Here is a 16,626-nt window from a genome sequence, read left to right on the forward strand (position 1 = left end):
GCCAGTGGGATGGAATCGCTGAGGGGGCATCGGGTACGAAGAGTTACACCCGCTGGAGCGAAGCGCTGCTTGGGTGTACTCGATAAATTACCGGATCCCCCTCCTATGACAATTGCTCCTACTCAGGCTACGGCTTCTTTCATTCCTTTGAACGCACCTGACAAGCCGCTTCCCCCGGCGCGGCTCCAGGCCACAGCGCCGGAAAATGCCGCGCCAGGCTCCCCCGGGACCAGGATCCCCAGCCCGCGTGCCGATGCCGACGGTGAACTGGCAGGCCAGGTAGCCAGCGCGCTGCGTCAGGTCAAGGGCGACGGCCATGATGACGCGATCATGGTCGAGAACATTCCGCCGAACTCAACGTTCGGGCAGTGGTGGTCGCAGTTGGGGCGTGCCATGGAGTCTCCGCAAGTCCGTGACTGGATGAGGGAAAACGGGATAAACCCCAATTCAGTGATGATTGACCCCAATACCGGGAAGATCACCTACCAGCGCAGGCCCTCCGCCGCCGCGCAACCCAACGGCCCCGATGACAAAGGCTGGGCGCAGGTGGGCGCACAGGTCAGGGACGCCGCACGCGTTATCGGCGACGGTAACCCGATCCCCTTCAAACCGCCGCTCTCCCAAAACAGCAACAGTGCCCCCCTGTGGTTGGTGAGCCAATTCTACAAAGAGCAAGAACATATCCTGCCGGATCATGCCCACGAGCGTGCAGATGAGTTGGCGCGCGACAAGGCTTTTACCGGCGTGAGCGGCCCGCGTTTTGCGGACCTGCACGAAACCCGTGGTGAGGATGAGGTTGAGCGCCAGAAAGCCCTGGTGGGCAATACCCAGACGCTGAACACCGTGGGGCGTGAACTCAATTACCTGCTTGAGCGGATTCGATCGGGCAGCATTGGGAGCGGTGACGTTCTCGACTACCTGCAAAAGAATAAAGTCGAGCTTCACCCCGACAGCGCTTACCGCCAGGTCGGGAGCACCGACTCAGGGAGCACCATTAGCCTCAAGGAATTCCTTGAGATCAATGGCTGGGACGTGCCAACCACGCCCGAGGAGGTGGAGAACCTGACGAATTATCTGCTCAGGCCTGAACTCCAGGCGCCGCTCCATGGCAATTATGGCGGTGCGCTGGAATGGCAGCCCCCGCTTGCGCCCGAGGCGGCGAATCAGCTGCGGTCCGACCTGCGCCGCGGCAAGATCGGCGACGTTGATTTGAACGGCGCCAGGAACGTAGTGGAATACCTCATGCAGGGCAAGTCGTTCACGCCTTCCGAGCTGGCTGACCCGCAGCGGGTGCTCGACTCGCTGATCCGCTCCCCCAAGGGCAAGGCGTTGGGCGAGGCCCTCCAGGCAAAATTTGACGCGCAGTCCATCAAAGGCAGTGCCACTGATTGGCTGTTGGCGGCCATGAGTGTGGACAAAGACAACTCGTTCCGCGCGACAGACCCCAGGTCCAGGCATCACATCGCCGGTTTTGCCGTGACCGGGAACAGTACCTGGGGCAAACCCGCATCCGGTATCGTCAGCCGGTTGGCCGAACATCTTGTCAGCACCGGCAAGGCATCGTCACCCGAGGCAGCGGCGCTACAAGCGCATCTGCTGCTCTCCACCCGCGCTCCGGAGTTCCTGGTTAAAGACATCCCGGACCAGGTCACCCCGGGTTCCCATAGTTGGGTCAGTTTTGTCACCGCGGTAGAACGCATCGAAGCGCAGTCTCCGGGTTCAACCGCAGGGATGTCCTACGGGCAGGTCATGCTCCACGCTGAGGTCGCGCCGGTCTCCGCCCAGGAGCGTTATGTCGAATATGCCGCCCAGCAAGAGGCGCTCAAGGATTGGGGAAGCGCGAACGGTATGCCGTATCCGGTGACCGAAGGCCAAATGAATGATGTACGCGATGCATTCGATGCGCAGATCACCGAGCTGAGCGCGGCCAGTCAAACACAGAGCATGCCGATGCCATTACGCAAGGAAATGGCCCTGGAGCAGTTGCGCAAAGCCCTGCCGGGCATGGATACGGCAACCCTGGAAGACAAGAGCATCACGCTGGAACCCGCCCATAGCGATTTCCCGGGGCCTTATTCGATCCTCGACTTGTATATGAAGGACGCGCTTCACCATCGACCTGGCGTCGAAGAACCACCGGCCGTAGGGGTACTTGGAATTGGGCCCCCGCCCCCCGCTGACAATCATTGGGTGACCTCATCCAGTACGTTGAACCTCAGCGAGGTGCTGGAAAAAACCAAAGACCTGCCAAGTATGCCGAACGTGTTCCAGGACGCGTTCGGGGAATACGCCGACGGCATCGAAAAAAGCGTCGCGACCCAGGTCAAGTGGATGGTTTCGCGGCTCCCTGAAGAAGACCGTAAAAACCTGGAATACGGCGAAATCACAGTGGTCAGGGAAGTCGACGTCGATAAGGACAACTTTGGCAAGGAAACCCGCAAGCGGGTGCCCGACGACAATTGCCTGCTGGTGAAAACCAGGCGCAACAACCAGGTGCACATCTACGAAATCAATCTCAGGACCGCAAAGATTACCGAGCGTACGGACCTGGGTGACTTCACGGCAGGCAAACAGCCTTCCAATCACACCCATTACCATAAAGACCTGGAAGAAGTCATACCTTCGGGCGAGTACGCACCCGGGTTGACGGATGAAAAAATCCAGGCCGCCAACCCCAAGAGCTTTGGCAGTGCCCGAACGTCTTATATTGCCGATGCCATGTTGAAGGATGTTGATATTCGGTCATTCAAAAAAGAGGCCGAGGGGCTCACCACGCTTGATACCGAGGTTCCATTTTACAAGAAAGTCAATGAATTCCTCCTCAACCTGATCCCCTTGAGGTCGGCAATCGTCAACTTTCAAAACGGCAACATCGGCGAAGGTGTCGGCGACCTGGCCCTGGATATATTTGGGTTTGCCGTGGGCCTCGGTGCGGCAGCCAGGGGGGCCAAGGCCGTGGCCGCCGGCGCATCGGCTTTCAGCAAGTTCGCCCAGGGCGCGAAGATTGTCGGGCGCGCGGCGCTGGGGAGTTTCAATCCGTTGAGCGGGGCTGATGATCTGGCCCGGAGTGCATTGAAGCTGGGGCGCACCACGCTGACCGCTGGACGTAACGGCGTCAATCATCTGCGTGGCGCCTTGCGCAGTGTCGACCTGACGTCACTGGCGAAAAAGCCCGGCATTGCCGAAGGCACTTACAAGGCGGCCAATGCGACCGAAGAAGCCAAGGTGTTTGCGAAGTTTGATGACGCCACCGGTAATTGGCACGCCTTGAATGTGAAAACCAGACAGCCCTTTGGCGAGCCGCTGGAAAATTTCAAAGCTGACGCCGTGCCGGTAGAAGCGCTTCGCGACAAACTGGAGAAGCTCCATGCAAAAACGGGATACACCGGGACAATCTGCTACGAAAAAACCATGTTCGTCGGGATGGCAGACAATGCACTCCCGTTGAAAACTCGCGAGGCCGTGCTGGGCAGTGTGGTCAGGAGCGGGGATTCCAATTACACGCAACGCTACAAGGATCTGATGGGTATTACTGTCGAGAATACCAGCGCCGTATTCAGGCCCGCGGACATTACCGAATCAGGCGTTATCAACTTCATGAGCAATAAAGCAGACGGCAATATCGTACACACCGCCTATATTCAAAAGAGCAGTGATGGAAAGCTCTATATCTACAACACCAACCAAGCCGGCCTGGACAAAGCCATGTTCGATGCCACTGGCACTCTTGATCAATCGGTCGGTGCAACGGTATTCAGTCTTGATAATGACGGGCTGCAAAAGTTTCTCGACTCGGGGTTCACCTTTTCCTTCACCCCAAACAGCACCCTCAATGCCAACGTAACACGCCTGGCGACCTGACAAACCGCGCATTGCCCGAGCAGGCAATGCGCGTTTTTTGAACCTCTCTCTCCCGGCAAACCTCAAACGTTCACACAGACCATGCCCGGGACTATTCAATGACCTTCATCCTATGGATGGCCGTACTGGGCGCGGTGTTGCTCACCCTCGCCCTCACCTCCTCCTACCTGCGCTGGATGCCGGTCACCACCTCGGCGGTGTGCCTGTTGCTCGGCGTGGGTATCGGCCCGCTGGGCATGGACCTGCTGCATCTGGACATCAAGGCCTCGGCCAGTTGGATGGAACACCTGACGGAAGTCGCGGTGCTGTTTTCGCTGTTCGTCAGCGGGCTGAAACTGCGCCTGCCCCTCAAGCACCGAACCTGGCGCATTGCGTTTGGCATGGCCGGGCCGGTGATGCTCTTGACCATCCTCGGGACGTGCCTGGTGCTGCATTGGCTGCTGGGGTTGTCGTGGGGGGTTTCACTGCTGGTGGGGGCGATTCTTGCGCCCACCGACCCGGTGCTCGCGGGCCTGGTGCAGGTCAATAACGCGCAGGATTATGACGCGCTGCGCTTCGGTCTTTCCGGTGAGGCAGGCTTGAACGACGGCACGGCCTTCCCGTTCGTGATCTTTGCGCTGTTTTTCATGCAGCACGGCGGGCTCGACGGTGACTGGCTGGGCGGCTGGGTGCTGAAAAACCTGCTCTGGGCCGTACCTGCCGGGTTGCTCGTGGGCTACTGGATGGGGCGTGGCATCGGTCGCGTCACCCTGAAGATGCGTATCACCAACGCCGACAGCACCCTGTCACCGAATGACTACCTGACGCTGGCCCTGATCGCCCTCGCCTATGTGGTGGCCGAAGCCATCGGCGGCTACGGCTTCCTGTCGGTATTTGCCGCCGGCCTCGGGCTGCGCCAGGCCGAGTTCAAGTCCACCGGCAACTCACAAACCCCGGCGGAACATCTGGCACAGCCGGTGGTTGGCCACATGGAAGTTGAGCCGGAGCATGCGTTGCATGGCGATGTCGGGCAACTGCAGGACACGCAAATCGCCGCCGGGGTGATGATGGGCGACATGCTCGCCTTTGGTGGGCTGGTGGAGCGTTCGATGGAAGTGTTCCTGGTGACCCTGCTGGGCGTGGTGCTGGTCAGCCATTGGGACTGGCGGGCGCTGGCGGTGGGGGCGGTGCTGTTTTGCGTGATTCGCCCCCTCAGCGTGCTGTCGATACCCTGGGGCAGCTTGCTGAATCGCCATCAGCGCGGGCTGGTGGGCTGGTTCGGGATTCGCGGGATCGGCAGCATCTACTACCTGTTCTATGCCATCAACCACGGGCTGGTGGGCACCAGCAGCGCGGTCGCGGTGAACCTGACGCTGTCAGTCATTGCCCTGAGCATCGTCGTTCATGGTCTCAGCACGCAGCCGATGCTGGCGTGGTATGAACGACGTGCCCAGGCACAACAATGACGTCTACTCCTGGTTTTCAGTGTTGCCGACGTCAGCGGCATCATCCAGGTCGTTAAGCGGTACTTCGGCATCATCCATCAATGAACCCGGGTCTTCATTGCCCGGGTCATTGAGTTCATCGTCTTCGTCTATTTCAACTGACATCACCGTCTCCTCTAACCGCCTTGGGTATCGATATCGGCATCGGTTTCAGGCTTGGGCTCGCGCTCGGGCTTGAAGTCTGGACTGTAGTCGTTTTCCTTGGCCTTGGGGTCGCTGGCAGGCTTGGGGTCTTTTGGCGCGTCGGCCGCGGTGCCGGGGGCCGGTTCGCCGCGGTCGATGGCGGGATCGTTACGATTGCTGGTTTGCGGGTCGTTGTCTGTGCTCATGGCTCACCTCTGTTGGAAAACGCAGACTGCGTAAAGGTAAGGTCCCGTGCGGGTCGGTGAAGTTCCAATTGCTTATGAGCCGGGATTGTCCACCTGGATGTAAAACGCGTAGGCCCCCAGCATCACCCAGAACACCATGAACAGCCAGGGCGCGCGCATCGAGAACAACAGCGACTTGCGATAGCCCTTGTGGGACGACTCCATCTCACTGAACAGTGGCGACTCATCGTAGGCCAGGCCCATCACCGGCTCGCTGCGCAGCAGTTCGCTCTGCTTGTAATGCCAGTGGTCGATGATTTCGTAGGCCGCCCGAATCCCCGGCCAGGCGTTGAGGGAACTGAGAATGCCCAGGGTCGCCAGGAACACGGGCACCACCAGGGTGAACAGCTTGCCCCATTCGGGGTTCAGGTTGCCCATGCCGGACACGAAGGCGATCACCAGGAATGACTGGGCCGTGAGGTAGGCGTCGGTGCGGTTGGCCAGGATGCTGGTTTCGTACTGGATTTCACGCCGGTAAAAGTCGAGACGGTCCTTGGGCGAACCGAAAATCTTAGCGTTGTGTTCGCTGTGGTCGGTCAGGCTCGATTCCGGGGTGTCGGGTGAGATGATTCTGGGCACATCCGTGCTCCGTGCTGGCATTTGAAGCAGTTTAGAAGAACCGGGCTGGTGCAAAGTTCAAGTAATCAGTGCACCGTTTTGAGGCGATAGGGCCGCATCGGTGACGCGGGAGCTTGGGCCCGCTGGACCGGGACAGCGCTCCAGTGCGCAGCGGTTTGATTCCTTTTTGGGGCCGCTGCGCAGCCCAGCGGGAGCAAGCTCCCTCGCCACCAGGTGGATGGCACAGGCATTGCTTTAGTCCTTTATCTGCCCGGATACAGGAGCAATCGTTACCCCCCGACCCAGAGCCCACCCCAAAAGAAAGTAAGGACCAGGCCTGCTGGCACCATCAGCCACGGGCTCATAAAAAAATGCGTTTTCTAAAGCGGCAGTGCCAAAGCGCAGTTAGTCCCGGCACTGACAAGGTAATTGGAATGGCTCGATCTTTCTTTGATGAAATGAATGACGCACAAGGCGTTTGCCGTGCGCATTATCAGGAATTCTCCCGCTGGCTGGCCAACACGCCGCCAGAACTGCTGGCCCAGCGCCGCCGTGAAGCCGACCTGCTGTTTCACCGCGCCGGGATCACCTTCACCCTGTATGGCGACGAGCAAGACACCGAGCGCCTGATCCCCTTCGATATCATCCCCCGCAGCATCCCCGCCAGTGAGTGGAGTGTCATCGAGCGCGGCTGTATCCAGCGGGTGAATGCGCTGAACATGTTCCTTGCCGACATCTACCACGACCAACGCATCATCAAGGCCGGGATCATTCCCGCCGATCAGGTGCTGGGCAACGAGGGTTACCAGAAGGCCATGGTCGGCCTGGACCTGCACCGCGATATCTATTCGCACATCTCCGGGGTCGACCTGGTGCGCGATGGCGACGGCACCTACTACGTGCTCGAAGACAACCTGCGTACCCCCAGCGGCGTGAGCTACATGCTCGAAGACCGCAAGATGATGATGCGCCTGTTCCCCGAGGTGTTCGCCAAGCAACGCATCGCCCCGGTGGACCACTATCCCAACCTGCTGCTCAAGACCCTGAAAAGCTCCAGCCGCCTGGACAACCCGAATGTGGTGGTGCTGACGCCGGGCCGGTTTAACAGCGCGTTCTTCGAGCATGCATTCCTGGCCCGGGAAATGGGCGTGGAGCTGGTGGAAGGCGCCGACCTGTTCGTGCACGACCTCAAGGTGTTCATGCGTACCACCGACGGCCCCAAGGCCGTGGATGTGATCTACCGCCGCATCGACGATGCCTTCCTCGATCCGCAGGCTTTCAACCCCGATTCGATGCTCGGCGTGCCCGGCCTGGTCGCGGCGTACTGCGCGGGCAACGTAGTGCTGGCGAATGCGATCGGCACCGGCGTGGCGGACGACAAGTCGATCTACCCGTACGTGCCGGAAATGATCCGGTTCTACCTGGATGAAGAGCCGGTCCTGCAAAACGTGCCGACCTTCCAGTGCCGCAAGCCGGATGAGCTGTCCCACGTACTGGCGCACCTGCCGGAGCTGGTGGTCAAGGAAACCCAGGGTTCCGGCGGCTACGGCATGCTGGTGGGCCCGGCGTCCAGCGCGGCCGAGATCGAGGACTTCCGCCAGCGTATCAAGGCCCGCCCTCATGCCTACATCGCCCAACCGACCTTGAGCCTGTCCACTTGCCCGACGTTTGTCGAAAACGGCATCGCGCCGCGGCATATCGACCTGCGACCGTTCGTGCTCTCGGGCAAGGAAACCCGCCTGGTGCCGGGTGGCTTGACCCGCGTGGCACTGCGCGAAGGCTCATTGATCGTCAACTCGTCGCAAGGCGGCGGAACCAAGGACACCTGGGTGGTGGAGGGCTGAGTATGCTGAGTAGAACCGCCGCAGATCTGTATTGGATGTCCCGTTACCTGGAGCGTGCCGAGAACCTGGCGCGCATGCTGGAAGTCAGTTATTCGCTGTCGTTGATGCCCCAGGCCGGGCGCAGTGACGGGCTGGACGAGTTGGCCATGTCGCTGCTCAGCAGCGGCACCCTGGACAGTTACCTTGAGCGCCATCAGCAACTGGACGCCGAGCGCATGCTGCACTTCTTCGCCCTCGACGAGGAAAACCCCGCCAGTATCTACAACTGCCTGCGGGCTGCACGGGGTAATGCCCATGCGGTGCGGGGACGGATCACGGCTGATATGTGGGAAAACCTCAACGCCACCTGGCTGGAGATGCGCAGTATTGCGGCCGGCGGGTTGGCGCGGCATGGCATCAGCCACTTTTGTGACTGGGTGAAGCAGCGCTCGCACCTGTTTCGTGGGGCGACGTCCGGGACGATCATGCGCAACGATGCGTATCGGTTTATTCGGCTGGGGACGTTTGTCGAGCGGGCGGATAACACGTTGCGGTTGCTGGACGCGCGGTATGAAATGTTTGGGGAAGAGTCCGAGGAAGTCAGCGACCTTTCGGCACGCGGGTATTACCAGTGGAGCGCGTTGTTGCGGGCGCTGTCGTCGTTTGAGGCGTATACCGAGCTGTACCCGAATGCGCTGAATGCGCGGTCGGTGTCGGAGTTGTTGCTGTTGCGCAGTGATGTGCCGCGCTCGTTGCATGCGTGTATCGAGGAGTTGAGCCATATCCTGGCGGACCTGCCGGGGAGTTATGGGCGTACGGCCCAGCGTTTGGCGGCGGAGTTTGAGGCGCGGCTGAGGTATACAGGGATTGATGAGATTCTGGAGGATGGGCTGCATAGCCGGTTGACGGATTTTATCGACACCGTGCGGGAGTTGGCGCGGGCGATTCATAGCTCCTACCTTGAAGTCGTCTGATGATCGTTCCCACGCTGATCGTTCCCACGCTCCGCGTGGGAATGAATCCGGTGACGCTCCGCGTCACGACTTCAAAAGCGGACGCAGAGCGCCCTGGCGGCATTCCCACGCAGAGCGTGGGAACGAGCGTCGAGAGTGGGAACGATCATAGGTCTACTGGTTTTTCACCAGTACCGGTTCTGCGCGGTACTGCTCAGGGAACAATTTTTTCAGCTGGGCCACCTTTGGCAGGTCGTTGATCACGATGTAGGGGTACGACGGGTTTTCGGTCAGGAAGTCCTGGTGATAGGACTCCGCCGGGTAGAAGGCTTTGCCCATCTCGATCTTGGTCACGATCGGCTTGTCGAAGGCTTTCGCGGCGTCGAGCTGGGCGATGTAGGCCTGGGCGACTTTTTGCTGTTCGGCGTTCTGGGCAAAGATCGCCGAGCGGTACTGGGTGCCACTGTCCGGGCCCTGGCGGTTGAGTTCCGTGGGGTTGTGGGCGACCGAGAAGTAGATCTGCAGCAGCTTGCCGTAGCTGACCTTGCTCGGGTCGTAGGTCACGGCGACGGACTCGGCGTGGCCGGTGTCGCCGCCGCTGACGCTTTCGTACTGCGCGGTGCTCGCCGCGCCGCCGTCATAGCCGGAGACGGCGTTTTTCACCCCTTGCACATGCTGGAACACACCCTGCACGCCCCAGAAGCAGCCGCCGGCGAAGACCGCGGTTTGCAGGTTGTTCGCGTCTGCCGGCAGGTCCATGGCCGGCGGCGCGATGGCCACGGCGTCGTCGGACGGGCCGAAGGAGAACGCCGAGCTGTGGCCGACAAAGGCGGCGAACGCCAGGGCCGGTAAGTACTTAAGCAGTTTCATCTCAGTCACTCCGAAACATCAGGATAAATGCGGTCAACTGTGGGAGCTGGCTTGCCTGCGATTGAGGTGGTGAATTCAAGATCGCTATCGCAGGCAAGCCAGCTCCTACATTGATCGGGTTAACCATGCCAAATTTCGCTATGGGTTAGCCGAAGGTGAAGGCATAGGCCGCCACTTGCGGGTCCAGGAACTCGATGGTGAAGGTCCGGTCCTTGACCGCGCCCGGCTGGCGCACCAGTTGATACAAGCGTTGTTCGGTCACGGTGCCGCTGCCATCCGGTGCGACGTCGGTGCCGTGGGCATCCCCCGGCGCCTGGCCGTCGATGCTGACCTTGAAGCGCACCGGCTTGCCGTCGGCGCCCGGGCCCAGCACCAGGTGCAGGTCACGGGCGTGGAAGCGGTAGACGATCTTGCCGTTGGCCGCTGCGAGGGTGGCTTGCTGGCCGCCGACGTTCCATGGGCCTTCCAGGGTCCAGTTGTTCAAGGCCAGGTTGCCGGCTGCCGGGTAGTTCACCACCTTGTCGGTGCCCAGGGTGCCGGTGGTCACGAAGTTCTCGGCGCGCTGGAAGCCCAGGTAGGTTTCCGGCGACTGCACTTCGTTCATGTCCGGTGCGGCCTGGATGCCCTTGGCATCGGCTTCGATCAAGCCGCCCGCCACCTTGGTAGCGCCCGCCTCACGCAGCAGTTGCTGGATCACTCGTTCGGACTCGGCGTAGTCACCCTCGCCAAAATGGTGATAGCGGATCTGGCCCTTGGCATCGGCAAAGTAATGCGCCGGCCAGTACTGGTTGTTGAAGGCGCGCCAGATCTTGTAGTTGTTGTCGATGGCCACCGGGTAAGTGATGCCCAGGTCCTTCATGGCCTTGGTGACGTTGTTCACGTCGCGTTCGAAGGCGAATTCCGGAGCGTGCACACCGATCACCACCAGACCCTGGTCGCGGTATTTCTCGGCCCAGGCCTTGACGTACGGCAAGGTGCGCAGGCAGTTGATGCAGGAGTAGGTCCAGAAATCCACCAGCACCACCTTGCCTTTCAACGCCTCGGCAGTCAGTGGCGCGGAGTTGAGCCATTGCACCGCACCGTCCAGCGGCGGCAACTGGCCTTCCACTGGCAGCGTGTCACTGTGGTTGGCGGCCATCATCGCGCCGCCGGCCATCATCGCCCCGCTCTTCTGTTCAGGCTTGGCGCTGAGTTTCTCCACCAGGCTTTGTTCCAGGCCACCGGTTGACGCCGTCGACAGGCGCGCCAGGATCCCGGTGTCCAGGCCCAGGGCGATGGCCGCCACACCGGCCAACATCAGGGCGCCGAGACCACGACGCAGCCATTCACCAGCGCCCAGCGAACGCTTCATGAAACCGAAGACTTTACCGCCGACCAGCAGCGCCAAGGCCAGGGAGGTGGCAGCCCCTGCCGCGTAGGCCAGCAAGAGCAAGGTAGTGCCGATACTGGCGCCCTGCAGCGCGGCGCCCGTCAGCACCAGCCCGAGGATGGGCCCGGCGCACGGCGCCCACAGCAGCCCGGTGGCCACGCCGATCAGGAACGATGCGCCCGGACGCGGCCGCGAATCGGCCCCGGCGGCTTCCGACAGGCGACTGCCCGCGGCCACCAGCGGCCGGGTCAGGCGCTCGGACAGGCTTGGCAGCAGCAGCGTCAGCCCGAATAGCGCAACAAACAGCAACGCGAGCCAGCGACCGTACTGATTGACTTGCACCACCCAACCGCCGCCCACCGCCGCGAGCGAGGCGACCAGGGCGAAGGTCATCGCCATCCCCAGCAGCAGCGGCAAGCCACTGCGCAAAAACGGCTGCCCGGTGCGAGCGAAGACAAAAGGCAGAACCGGCAGGATGCAGGGACTGACAATCGTCAGCACGCCGCCCAGATATGCGAGAACCAAAAGCCACATGGGGTAGACCCTTATAGGAAGACATTGAATTAAGTCGCGGTGAACATCATGGCTGCGCCGTTCATGCAGTAGCGCAGGCCGGTGGGTGCCGGGCCGTCATCGAACACGTGGCCCTGATGACCGCCGCAGCGGCGGCAGTGGATTTCCTTGCGTACCACGCCGAAGGAGGTGTCGACGTGGCTGGCCACGGCGTTTTCCAGGGGTTGCCAGAAGCTGGGCCAGCCGGTGTGGCTTTCGAATTTGGTGGCTGAGGCGTACAGGGGCAAAGCGCAACCGGCGCAGGCGAAGGTGCCGTTGCGGTGTTCACTGTTAAGGGCGCTGCTGTAGGGGCGTTCGGTGCCCTCCTCCCGCAGGATCGCGTACTGCTCGGCGGTCAGCAGGGTGCGCCATTCGGCGTCGGTGTGGCTGACTTCGAAATTTTCGGCGGCTTCGGCTTCGGCGATCAGGGCGGGGCCGGCGTTGATTTTTTGCAGCAGGCCACCGGCGATTACCGCGAGGCCGAGGCCGCCGCCGGCGAGCAGGATCTGTCGACGTGAATACATGAGTTGCTCCTCACACAAGTGCGGATGGCTGGCGAAGCCCCTATGGCTGACAAACAAACTGTGGCGAGGGGGGCGTACTTTTGCCGTTGCGATGAGTAAGGTTAGGCCCGGGGTGGTCGCGGAATCCTCACGCAGAGTTAAACAATTCGTGATAACTACACTGTTGCAAAAGCCGCACAATGCGCGAATCAAGAAGACAGGTTTTTATCAATGGATCAGCCCAAACGTGTCCTGGTGGTCGAGGACGATGCCCATATTGCCGATTTGATCTGCCTGCACCTGCGGGACGAGCAGTTCGAGGTGGTTCACAGTGCCGATGGTGACGAAGGCCTGCGCCTGCTGGAGCAAGGCGGCTGGGATGCGTTGATCCTTGACCTGATGCTGCCCGGCGTCGACGGCCTGGAGATCTGCCGGCGGGCCCGGGCGATGACGCGCTACACGCCGATCATTATCACCAGTGCCCGCTCCAGCGAGCTGCATCGCATCCTCGGCCTGGAACTGGGGGCGGATGACTACCTGGCCAAGCCGTTTTCCATGCCGGAGCTGGTGGCGCGGGTCAAGGCGCTGCTGCGCCGGGTCGACGCCATGGCGCGCAACTTGAAGATGGACGCCGGCAGCCTCGACCTCGGCCAGTTGTTCATCAACCCGCTGACCCGTGACGCCACCCTGCAAGGCCAGCGGCTGGACCTCACGCCCCGGGAATTCGACCTGCTGTACTTTTTCGCCCGCCAACCGGGCAAGGTATTCTCGCGCATGGACCTGCTCAACGCCGTGTGGGGCTACAGCCACGAAGGTTACGAACACACCGTCAATACCCATATCAACCGCCTGCGGGCCAAGGTCGAGGCCGATCCGGCCAACCCGGCGCGCATCCTCACGGTGTGGGGCCGTGGCTATAAGTTTGCCGAGCAATCGGCATGAGGCTGACCCTTACCCAGCGCCTGTCCCTGGTGTTCGCGCTGTTGCTGCTGATTTGCAGCGGCACGTCGGCCTGGCTGCAAGTGCGCTCCAACCACATGCATGAACTGGAAGTGGTGCAAGGCCTGTCCCGCGACCTCGCCGCGCACATCGCCCGGGATACGCAGTTGATGGACGCCGACGGTCTCAAGCCGGACGCGGTGCGCAACCTGTTCAGCCAGTTGATGCTGGTAAACCCGAGTGTCGAGGTGTACCTGCTGGACATTAACGGGCGCGTGGTCGGCAACGCTGCGCCCAGCGGCCATCTGCGCCGCGACCAGGTCAACCTGGAACCGGTGCGCCGTTTCCTCAGCGGCGCGATGCTGCCGATCCTCGGCGGCGACCCACGCAGCGTCGACGGCCTCAAGGTGTTCAGCGCCGCGCCGCTGCGGGTCAACGGCCAGCAGGCCGGCTACCTGTATGTGGTGCTGCTGGGCGAAGCCCATGATGTGTTCGACGCCCGGGATGCCACCGGCATGGCACTGAACATCGCCCTGTGGTCCATCGCCCTGGTGGCATTGTTGTGCTTGCTCGCGGGTTTGACCGCGTTCGCCTGGATCACCCGGCCCTTGCGGCAACTGACCGAGAAGGTCGGCCAGTTCGATATCAACGGCGCACCGAAAGTCCCGCAGGCCGTAGCGCCCGAGGTTGCCAGCCAGGATGAAATCGCCGTGCTCGACCACGCCTTCGTGCAGATGGAGAACCGCCTGGGTGAACAGTGGCGCGCCATCACCCACCAAGAGCAGGAACGCCGGGAGATGGTCGCGAATATTTCCCATGACCTGCGCACACCGTTGGCCTCCTTGCATGGCTACCTGGAAACCCTGTCCCTGAAAGACGCCAGCCTGACCCCGCAGGAACGCCGGCGTTACCTGGGCATCGCCCTCGACCAGAGCCGCAAGGTCGGCGGGCTGGCCCAGTCGCTGCTGGAACTGGTGCGCCTGGAACACGGGTTTGTACAGCCGGTCATCGAAGGCTTTTCAATACCCGACCTGGTGCAGGACATTTTCCAGAAGTTCGAACTGACCGCGGAAGCCCGGGCGATCACCCTCACCGCCAGCCTGCCGCCGGTGGTGCCAACCGTATTGGCCGACCTGGGCCTGATCGAACGGGTACTCACCAACCTGCTGGATAACGCCCTGCGCCATACCCCGCCCAATGGCGAAGTTGAAGTGACCCTGGCCCCCAAGTCCGGTTTTGTTGAAGTCACGGTAAGCGACAGCGGCCCCGGGATTTCGGCGGATCTGCGCGAAGGTCTGTTCCTGCGCGCCTTCACCATTGGCGGGGCTCGACGCGATGGCGGCCTGGGCTTGCGCATCGTGCACCGGATCCTGCAACTGCACGGTCAGGAAATCCGCCTGATCGATGTGCCAGGACGCGGCGCGACGTTCACGTTCGCCCTAGAAACCCGAGCAGCAGTTCGTTGACCTTGGGCCCCTGTTCGTTCTGAATCCAGTGGCCGCAGTTGGCCAGGACGCTTTGTTGCAGGTTCGGCACGACGTCGGGCATGCGCTTGAGGGTGTGGGCTTCGAACACGCCGACCGGGTCGCGGTCGCCGATCAGGAACAGCGTCGGTTGCAGCACCTGCCTGCCGGCGAGAAACTCGGTACGCTGCCAGTTGCGCTCGAAGTTGCGGTACCAGTTCAACGGGCCGCGAAAGCCGTCATTGGCGAAGGTCTGAACATACACGTCGAGGTCCTGCTGGCTGCACCAGGCCGGGAGCTTACCGGGCAGCGGCACACCTTCCAGCAGCTTCGCGCTGGCGGGTTTCTTCTGCAGGAAAACGTCCTGGTCCTGCATGAACAGCCGTAATGTCCGCTCGATATCGGCATCCAGTTCCTTTTCAGCCACGCCCGGGGCCTGGAAGTACAGGATGTAATTGAAGCGATCGGCGTACAGCTCGCGCATGATCTCGATCACCGGCCTGCGGGAGCGTCCGGCGAACGGTACCGACATCGTCACCAACTGGCTGACGCGCTCTGGCTCCAGCAACGCCAGGTGCCAGGCCACCACGGCGCCCCAGTCATGGCCAATCATGACGACCCGGCGATGCCCGAACAGGTCCATGGCGCCCTGGATATCGGCGCACAGGGTCAGCAGGTCATAGTCGGCCACTTCCGGCGGCGCGCTGGATTGTCCATAGCCGCGCATTTCCGGGACAAACACCCGATAACCCTGGGCCACCAGCGCCGGAATCTGCTCGCGCCAGGAGTGCCAGCACTCGGGAAACCCATGCAGCAACCACACCGGCGGGCCGCTCTCGGGGCCGGCGATGTGCACGTTCAACTCAATGCCGTTGACCTCGACCTTCTGCTGCTGGGTTTCACTCATCACTGGGTTCCTTGTGTGGGGTTCGCTCGCGGTATTCCCGGGGAGAACAAGCCATCACGCGCTTGAAAGCATTGCTGAAAGCGCTGTCTGACTGATAACCCAGGGACTGGCCGATCGTGGACACGCTGTTGTCGCTGGCTTTCAAGGCCTGTACCGCCAGGTGCATACGCCAGCGGGTCAGGTATTCCTGCGGTGCCAGCCCTACCCGTTGCTTGAAGTGCAAGGCGAAGGTGGAGCGGGATTGACTCGCCACGCCGGCCATTTCACTCAATGTCCAGCGCCGGGCGGGTGCTGCGTGAATTTCCCGCAGCACCGGGGCCAGCCTTGGATCCGCCAAGGCTCCCAGCCAGCCGGTGGTATGGGTGCCCATGGAAGATTGATAGAGCCGCAGGATTTGCACCAGCATCATTTGCGCCAAATGCTCGGTCATCAGCGCCGCGCCTTGTAACGGGCTGGCGTATTCCCGGGCCAGGCGATCCAGGCACCAACGCAACACGGCGGCCTGTTCGGAGTTGGCACTCACGCGCAACACCGGCGGCAGGCTATCCAGCAACAGTCGGGCGTCGTCCCCGTAGATAAATCGTCCGCCGATCAAGAACAGATCCACCGTGGCACCCACCGTGGCGATGCCTCCCACCGCATCGGCATACACCTCACGTGCATCGAGTCCTTCAGGGCACAGATTGCTGGACAGCCTCCACGGGCGTGCCTGGGTCAACAGGAAACAATCTCCCTCATACAAGCGTATCGGTACTGCCAGCCCTTCCACTTCCAGCCAGCAACTGCCCTCCACCACCGCGTTGAACTTGATGCCATCCGGCGCCGCAAAGTCAATGGCCCAGGTGCCCCCAGCCTTCAGGCCGGCGAAGGTCGAGCGATGGCTTTTTAACAGTGCCAGCACATCGGAAAGGGTATCCATAAAAGCTCCGGACGATCGCGACAGAAACACGGACTCTAGGGCATTCCGCGTCCGGGC

General features: G+C 61.7%; 14 protein-coding genes. 6 read left to right on the forward strand and 8 right to left on the reverse strand.

Annotated elements, in window-relative coordinates:
- The first annotated feature begins 105 nt into the window (after window positions 1-105).
- The gene (locus V6607_RS16715) at window positions 106-3,861 is read left to right on the forward strand and encodes a hypothetical protein (RefSeq protein WP_256662360.1); all 3,756 of its coding nucleotides are present in this window, start codon (window positions 106-108) and stop codon (window positions 3,859-3,861) included.
- A 98-nt stretch (window positions 3,862-3,959) separates the two neighbouring features.
- Complete coding sequence (locus V6607_RS16720) at window positions 3,960-5,306, forward strand: sodium:proton antiporter (protein WP_134326651.1); 1,347 nt, start codon at window positions 3,960-3,962, stop codon at window positions 5,304-5,306.
- A 3-nt stretch (window positions 5,307-5,309) separates the two neighbouring features.
- Here the strand turns inward: V6607_RS16720 and V6607_RS16725 are convergent, their stop codons facing one another.
- The 3 genes from V6607_RS16725 to V6607_RS16735 all read right to left on the reverse strand — a co-directional run bounded on the left by V6607_RS16725 (window position 5,310) and on the right by V6607_RS16735 (window position 6,292).
- Entirely contained in the window at window positions 5,310-5,450 is a 141-nt protein-coding gene (locus V6607_RS16725) for a hypothetical protein (protein WP_003217070.1), read from the reverse strand.
- An 11-nt stretch (window positions 5,451-5,461) separates the two neighbouring features.
- On the reverse strand, window positions 5,462-5,674 hold the full coding sequence (locus V6607_RS16730; RefSeq protein ID WP_003217072.1) for a hypothetical protein: 213 nt from the start codon (window positions 5,672-5,674) through the stop codon (window positions 5,462-5,464).
- Between the two features lie 72 nt (window positions 5,675-5,746).
- The gene (locus tag V6607_RS16735; protein WP_003217074.1) at window positions 5,747-6,292 is read right to left on the reverse strand and encodes a hypothetical protein; all 546 of its coding nucleotides are present in this window, start codon (window positions 6,290-6,292) and stop codon (window positions 5,747-5,749) included.
- 413 nt (window positions 6,293-6,705) lie between these two features.
- On the opposite strand from V6607_RS16735, the gene V6607_RS16740 reads away from it, so the two are divergent.
- Complete coding sequence (locus tag V6607_RS16740) at window positions 6,706-8,115, forward strand: circularly permuted type 2 ATP-grasp protein (RefSeq protein ID WP_003217076.1); 1,410 nt, start codon at window positions 6,706-6,708, stop codon at window positions 8,113-8,115.
- A gap of 2 nt (window positions 8,116-8,117) precedes the next feature.
- Window positions 8,118-9,068, forward strand: coding sequence for an alpha-E domain-containing protein (locus V6607_RS16745; protein ID WP_003217078.1), 951 nt, complete (start codon window positions 8,118-8,120; stop codon window positions 9,066-9,068).
- A 153-nt stretch (window positions 9,069-9,221) separates the two neighbouring features.
- Here V6607_RS16745 and msrA read toward each other — a convergent pair whose 3' ends face one another.
- From msrA to msrB, 3 genes are all read right to left on the reverse strand, one after another.
- Window positions 9,222-9,917, reverse strand: coding sequence for a peptide-methionine (S)-S-oxide reductase MsrA (gene msrA, locus V6607_RS16750; protein WP_008433754.1), 696 nt, complete (start codon window positions 9,915-9,917; stop codon window positions 9,222-9,224).
- A gap of 145 nt (window positions 9,918-10,062) precedes the next feature.
- Window positions 10,063-11,820 carry a cytochrome c biogenesis protein DipZ gene (locus tag V6607_RS16755; protein WP_134326652.1) on the reverse strand — a complete coding sequence of 586 codons (1,758 nt, stop codon included), beginning with the start codon at window positions 11,818-11,820 and terminating at the stop codon, window positions 10,063-10,065.
- Window positions 11,821-11,849: 29 nt separating this feature from the next.
- Window positions 11,850-12,362, reverse strand: coding sequence for a peptide-methionine (R)-S-oxide reductase MsrB (gene msrB / locus V6607_RS16760; RefSeq protein WP_134326653.1), 513 nt, complete (start codon window positions 12,360-12,362; stop codon window positions 11,850-11,852).
- 210 nt (window positions 12,363-12,572) lie between these two features.
- Between msrB and V6607_RS16765 the strand changes: the two genes are divergently transcribed.
- A complete protein-coding gene (locus tag V6607_RS16765; protein WP_003217086.1) occupies window positions 12,573-13,283 on the forward strand; it encodes a response regulator transcription factor in 711 nt (236 codons plus the stop codon).
- A complete protein-coding gene (locus V6607_RS16770) occupies window positions 13,280-14,746 on the forward strand; it encodes a HAMP domain-containing sensor histidine kinase (protein WP_134326654.1) in 1,467 nt (488 codons plus the stop codon). Before V6607_RS16765 ends, V6607_RS16770 begins: the two co-directional genes overlap by 4 nt.
- Here the strand turns inward: V6607_RS16770 and V6607_RS16775 are convergent.
- On the reverse strand, window positions 14,709-15,650 hold the full coding sequence (locus V6607_RS16775) for an alpha/beta hydrolase (protein ID WP_134326655.1): 942 nt from the start codon (window positions 15,648-15,650) through the stop codon (window positions 14,709-14,711). The genes V6607_RS16770 and V6607_RS16775 overlap by 38 nt on opposite strands.
- Window positions 15,643-16,569 (reverse strand): AraC family transcriptional regulator, encoded by a 927-nt coding sequence (locus V6607_RS16780; RefSeq protein WP_008433765.1) that lies wholly within the window; start codon window positions 16,567-16,569, stop codon window positions 15,643-15,645. The genes V6607_RS16775 and V6607_RS16780 overlap by 8 nt, the downstream gene beginning before the upstream one ends.
- Between the last annotated feature and the right edge of the window lie 57 nt (window positions 16,570-16,626).

It is taken from the genome of Pseudomonas sp. KK18, assembly GCF_037094675.1.
In the GTDB taxonomy this organism is placed as follows: domain Bacteria; phylum Pseudomonadota; class Gammaproteobacteria; order Pseudomonadales; family Pseudomonadaceae; genus Aquipseudomonas.

Coding starts and splice junctions, on each gene's coding strand:
- V6607_RS16715 (WP_256662360.1), top strand. CDS start 106: ATGACAATTGCTCCTACTCAGGCTACGGCTTCTTTCATTCCTTTGAAC.
- V6607_RS16755 (WP_134326652.1), bottom strand. CDS start 11,820: ATGTGGCTTTTGGTTCTCGCATATCTGGGCGGCGTGCTGACGATTGTC.
- V6607_RS16770 (WP_134326654.1), top strand. CDS start 13,280: ATGAGGCTGACCCTTACCCAGCGCCTGTCCCTGGTGTTCGCGCTGTTG.
- msrA (WP_008433754.1), bottom strand. CDS start 9,917: ATGAAACTGCTTAAGTACTTACCGGCCCTGGCGTTCGCCGCCTTTGTC.
- V6607_RS16745 (WP_003217078.1), top strand. CDS start 8,118: ATGCTGAGTAGAACCGCCGCAGATCTGTATTGGATGTCCCGTTACCTG.
- V6607_RS16730 (WP_003217072.1), bottom strand. CDS start 5,674: ATGAGCACAGACAACGACCCGCAAACCAGCAATCGTAACGATCCCGCC.
- V6607_RS16775 (WP_134326655.1), bottom strand. CDS start 15,650: ATGAGTGAAACCCAGCAGCAGAAGGTCGAGGTCAACGGCATTGAGTTG.
- V6607_RS16765 (WP_003217086.1), top strand. CDS start 12,573: ATGGATCAGCCCAAACGTGTCCTGGTGGTCGAGGACGATGCCCATATT.
- V6607_RS16725 (WP_003217070.1), bottom strand. CDS start 5,450: ATGTCAGTTGAAATAGACGAAGACGATGAACTCAATGACCCGGGCAAT.
- V6607_RS16780 (WP_008433765.1), bottom strand. CDS start 16,569: ATGGATACCCTTTCCGATGTGCTGGCACTGTTAAAAAGCCATCGCTCG.
- V6607_RS16720 (WP_134326651.1), top strand. CDS start 3,960: ATGACCTTCATCCTATGGATGGCCGTACTGGGCGCGGTGTTGCTCACC.
- V6607_RS16740 (WP_003217076.1), top strand. CDS start 6,706: ATGGCTCGATCTTTCTTTGATGAAATGAATGACGCACAAGGCGTTTGC.
- msrB (WP_134326653.1), bottom strand. CDS start 12,362: ATGTATTCACGTCGACAGATCCTGCTCGCCGGCGGCGGCCTCGGCCTC.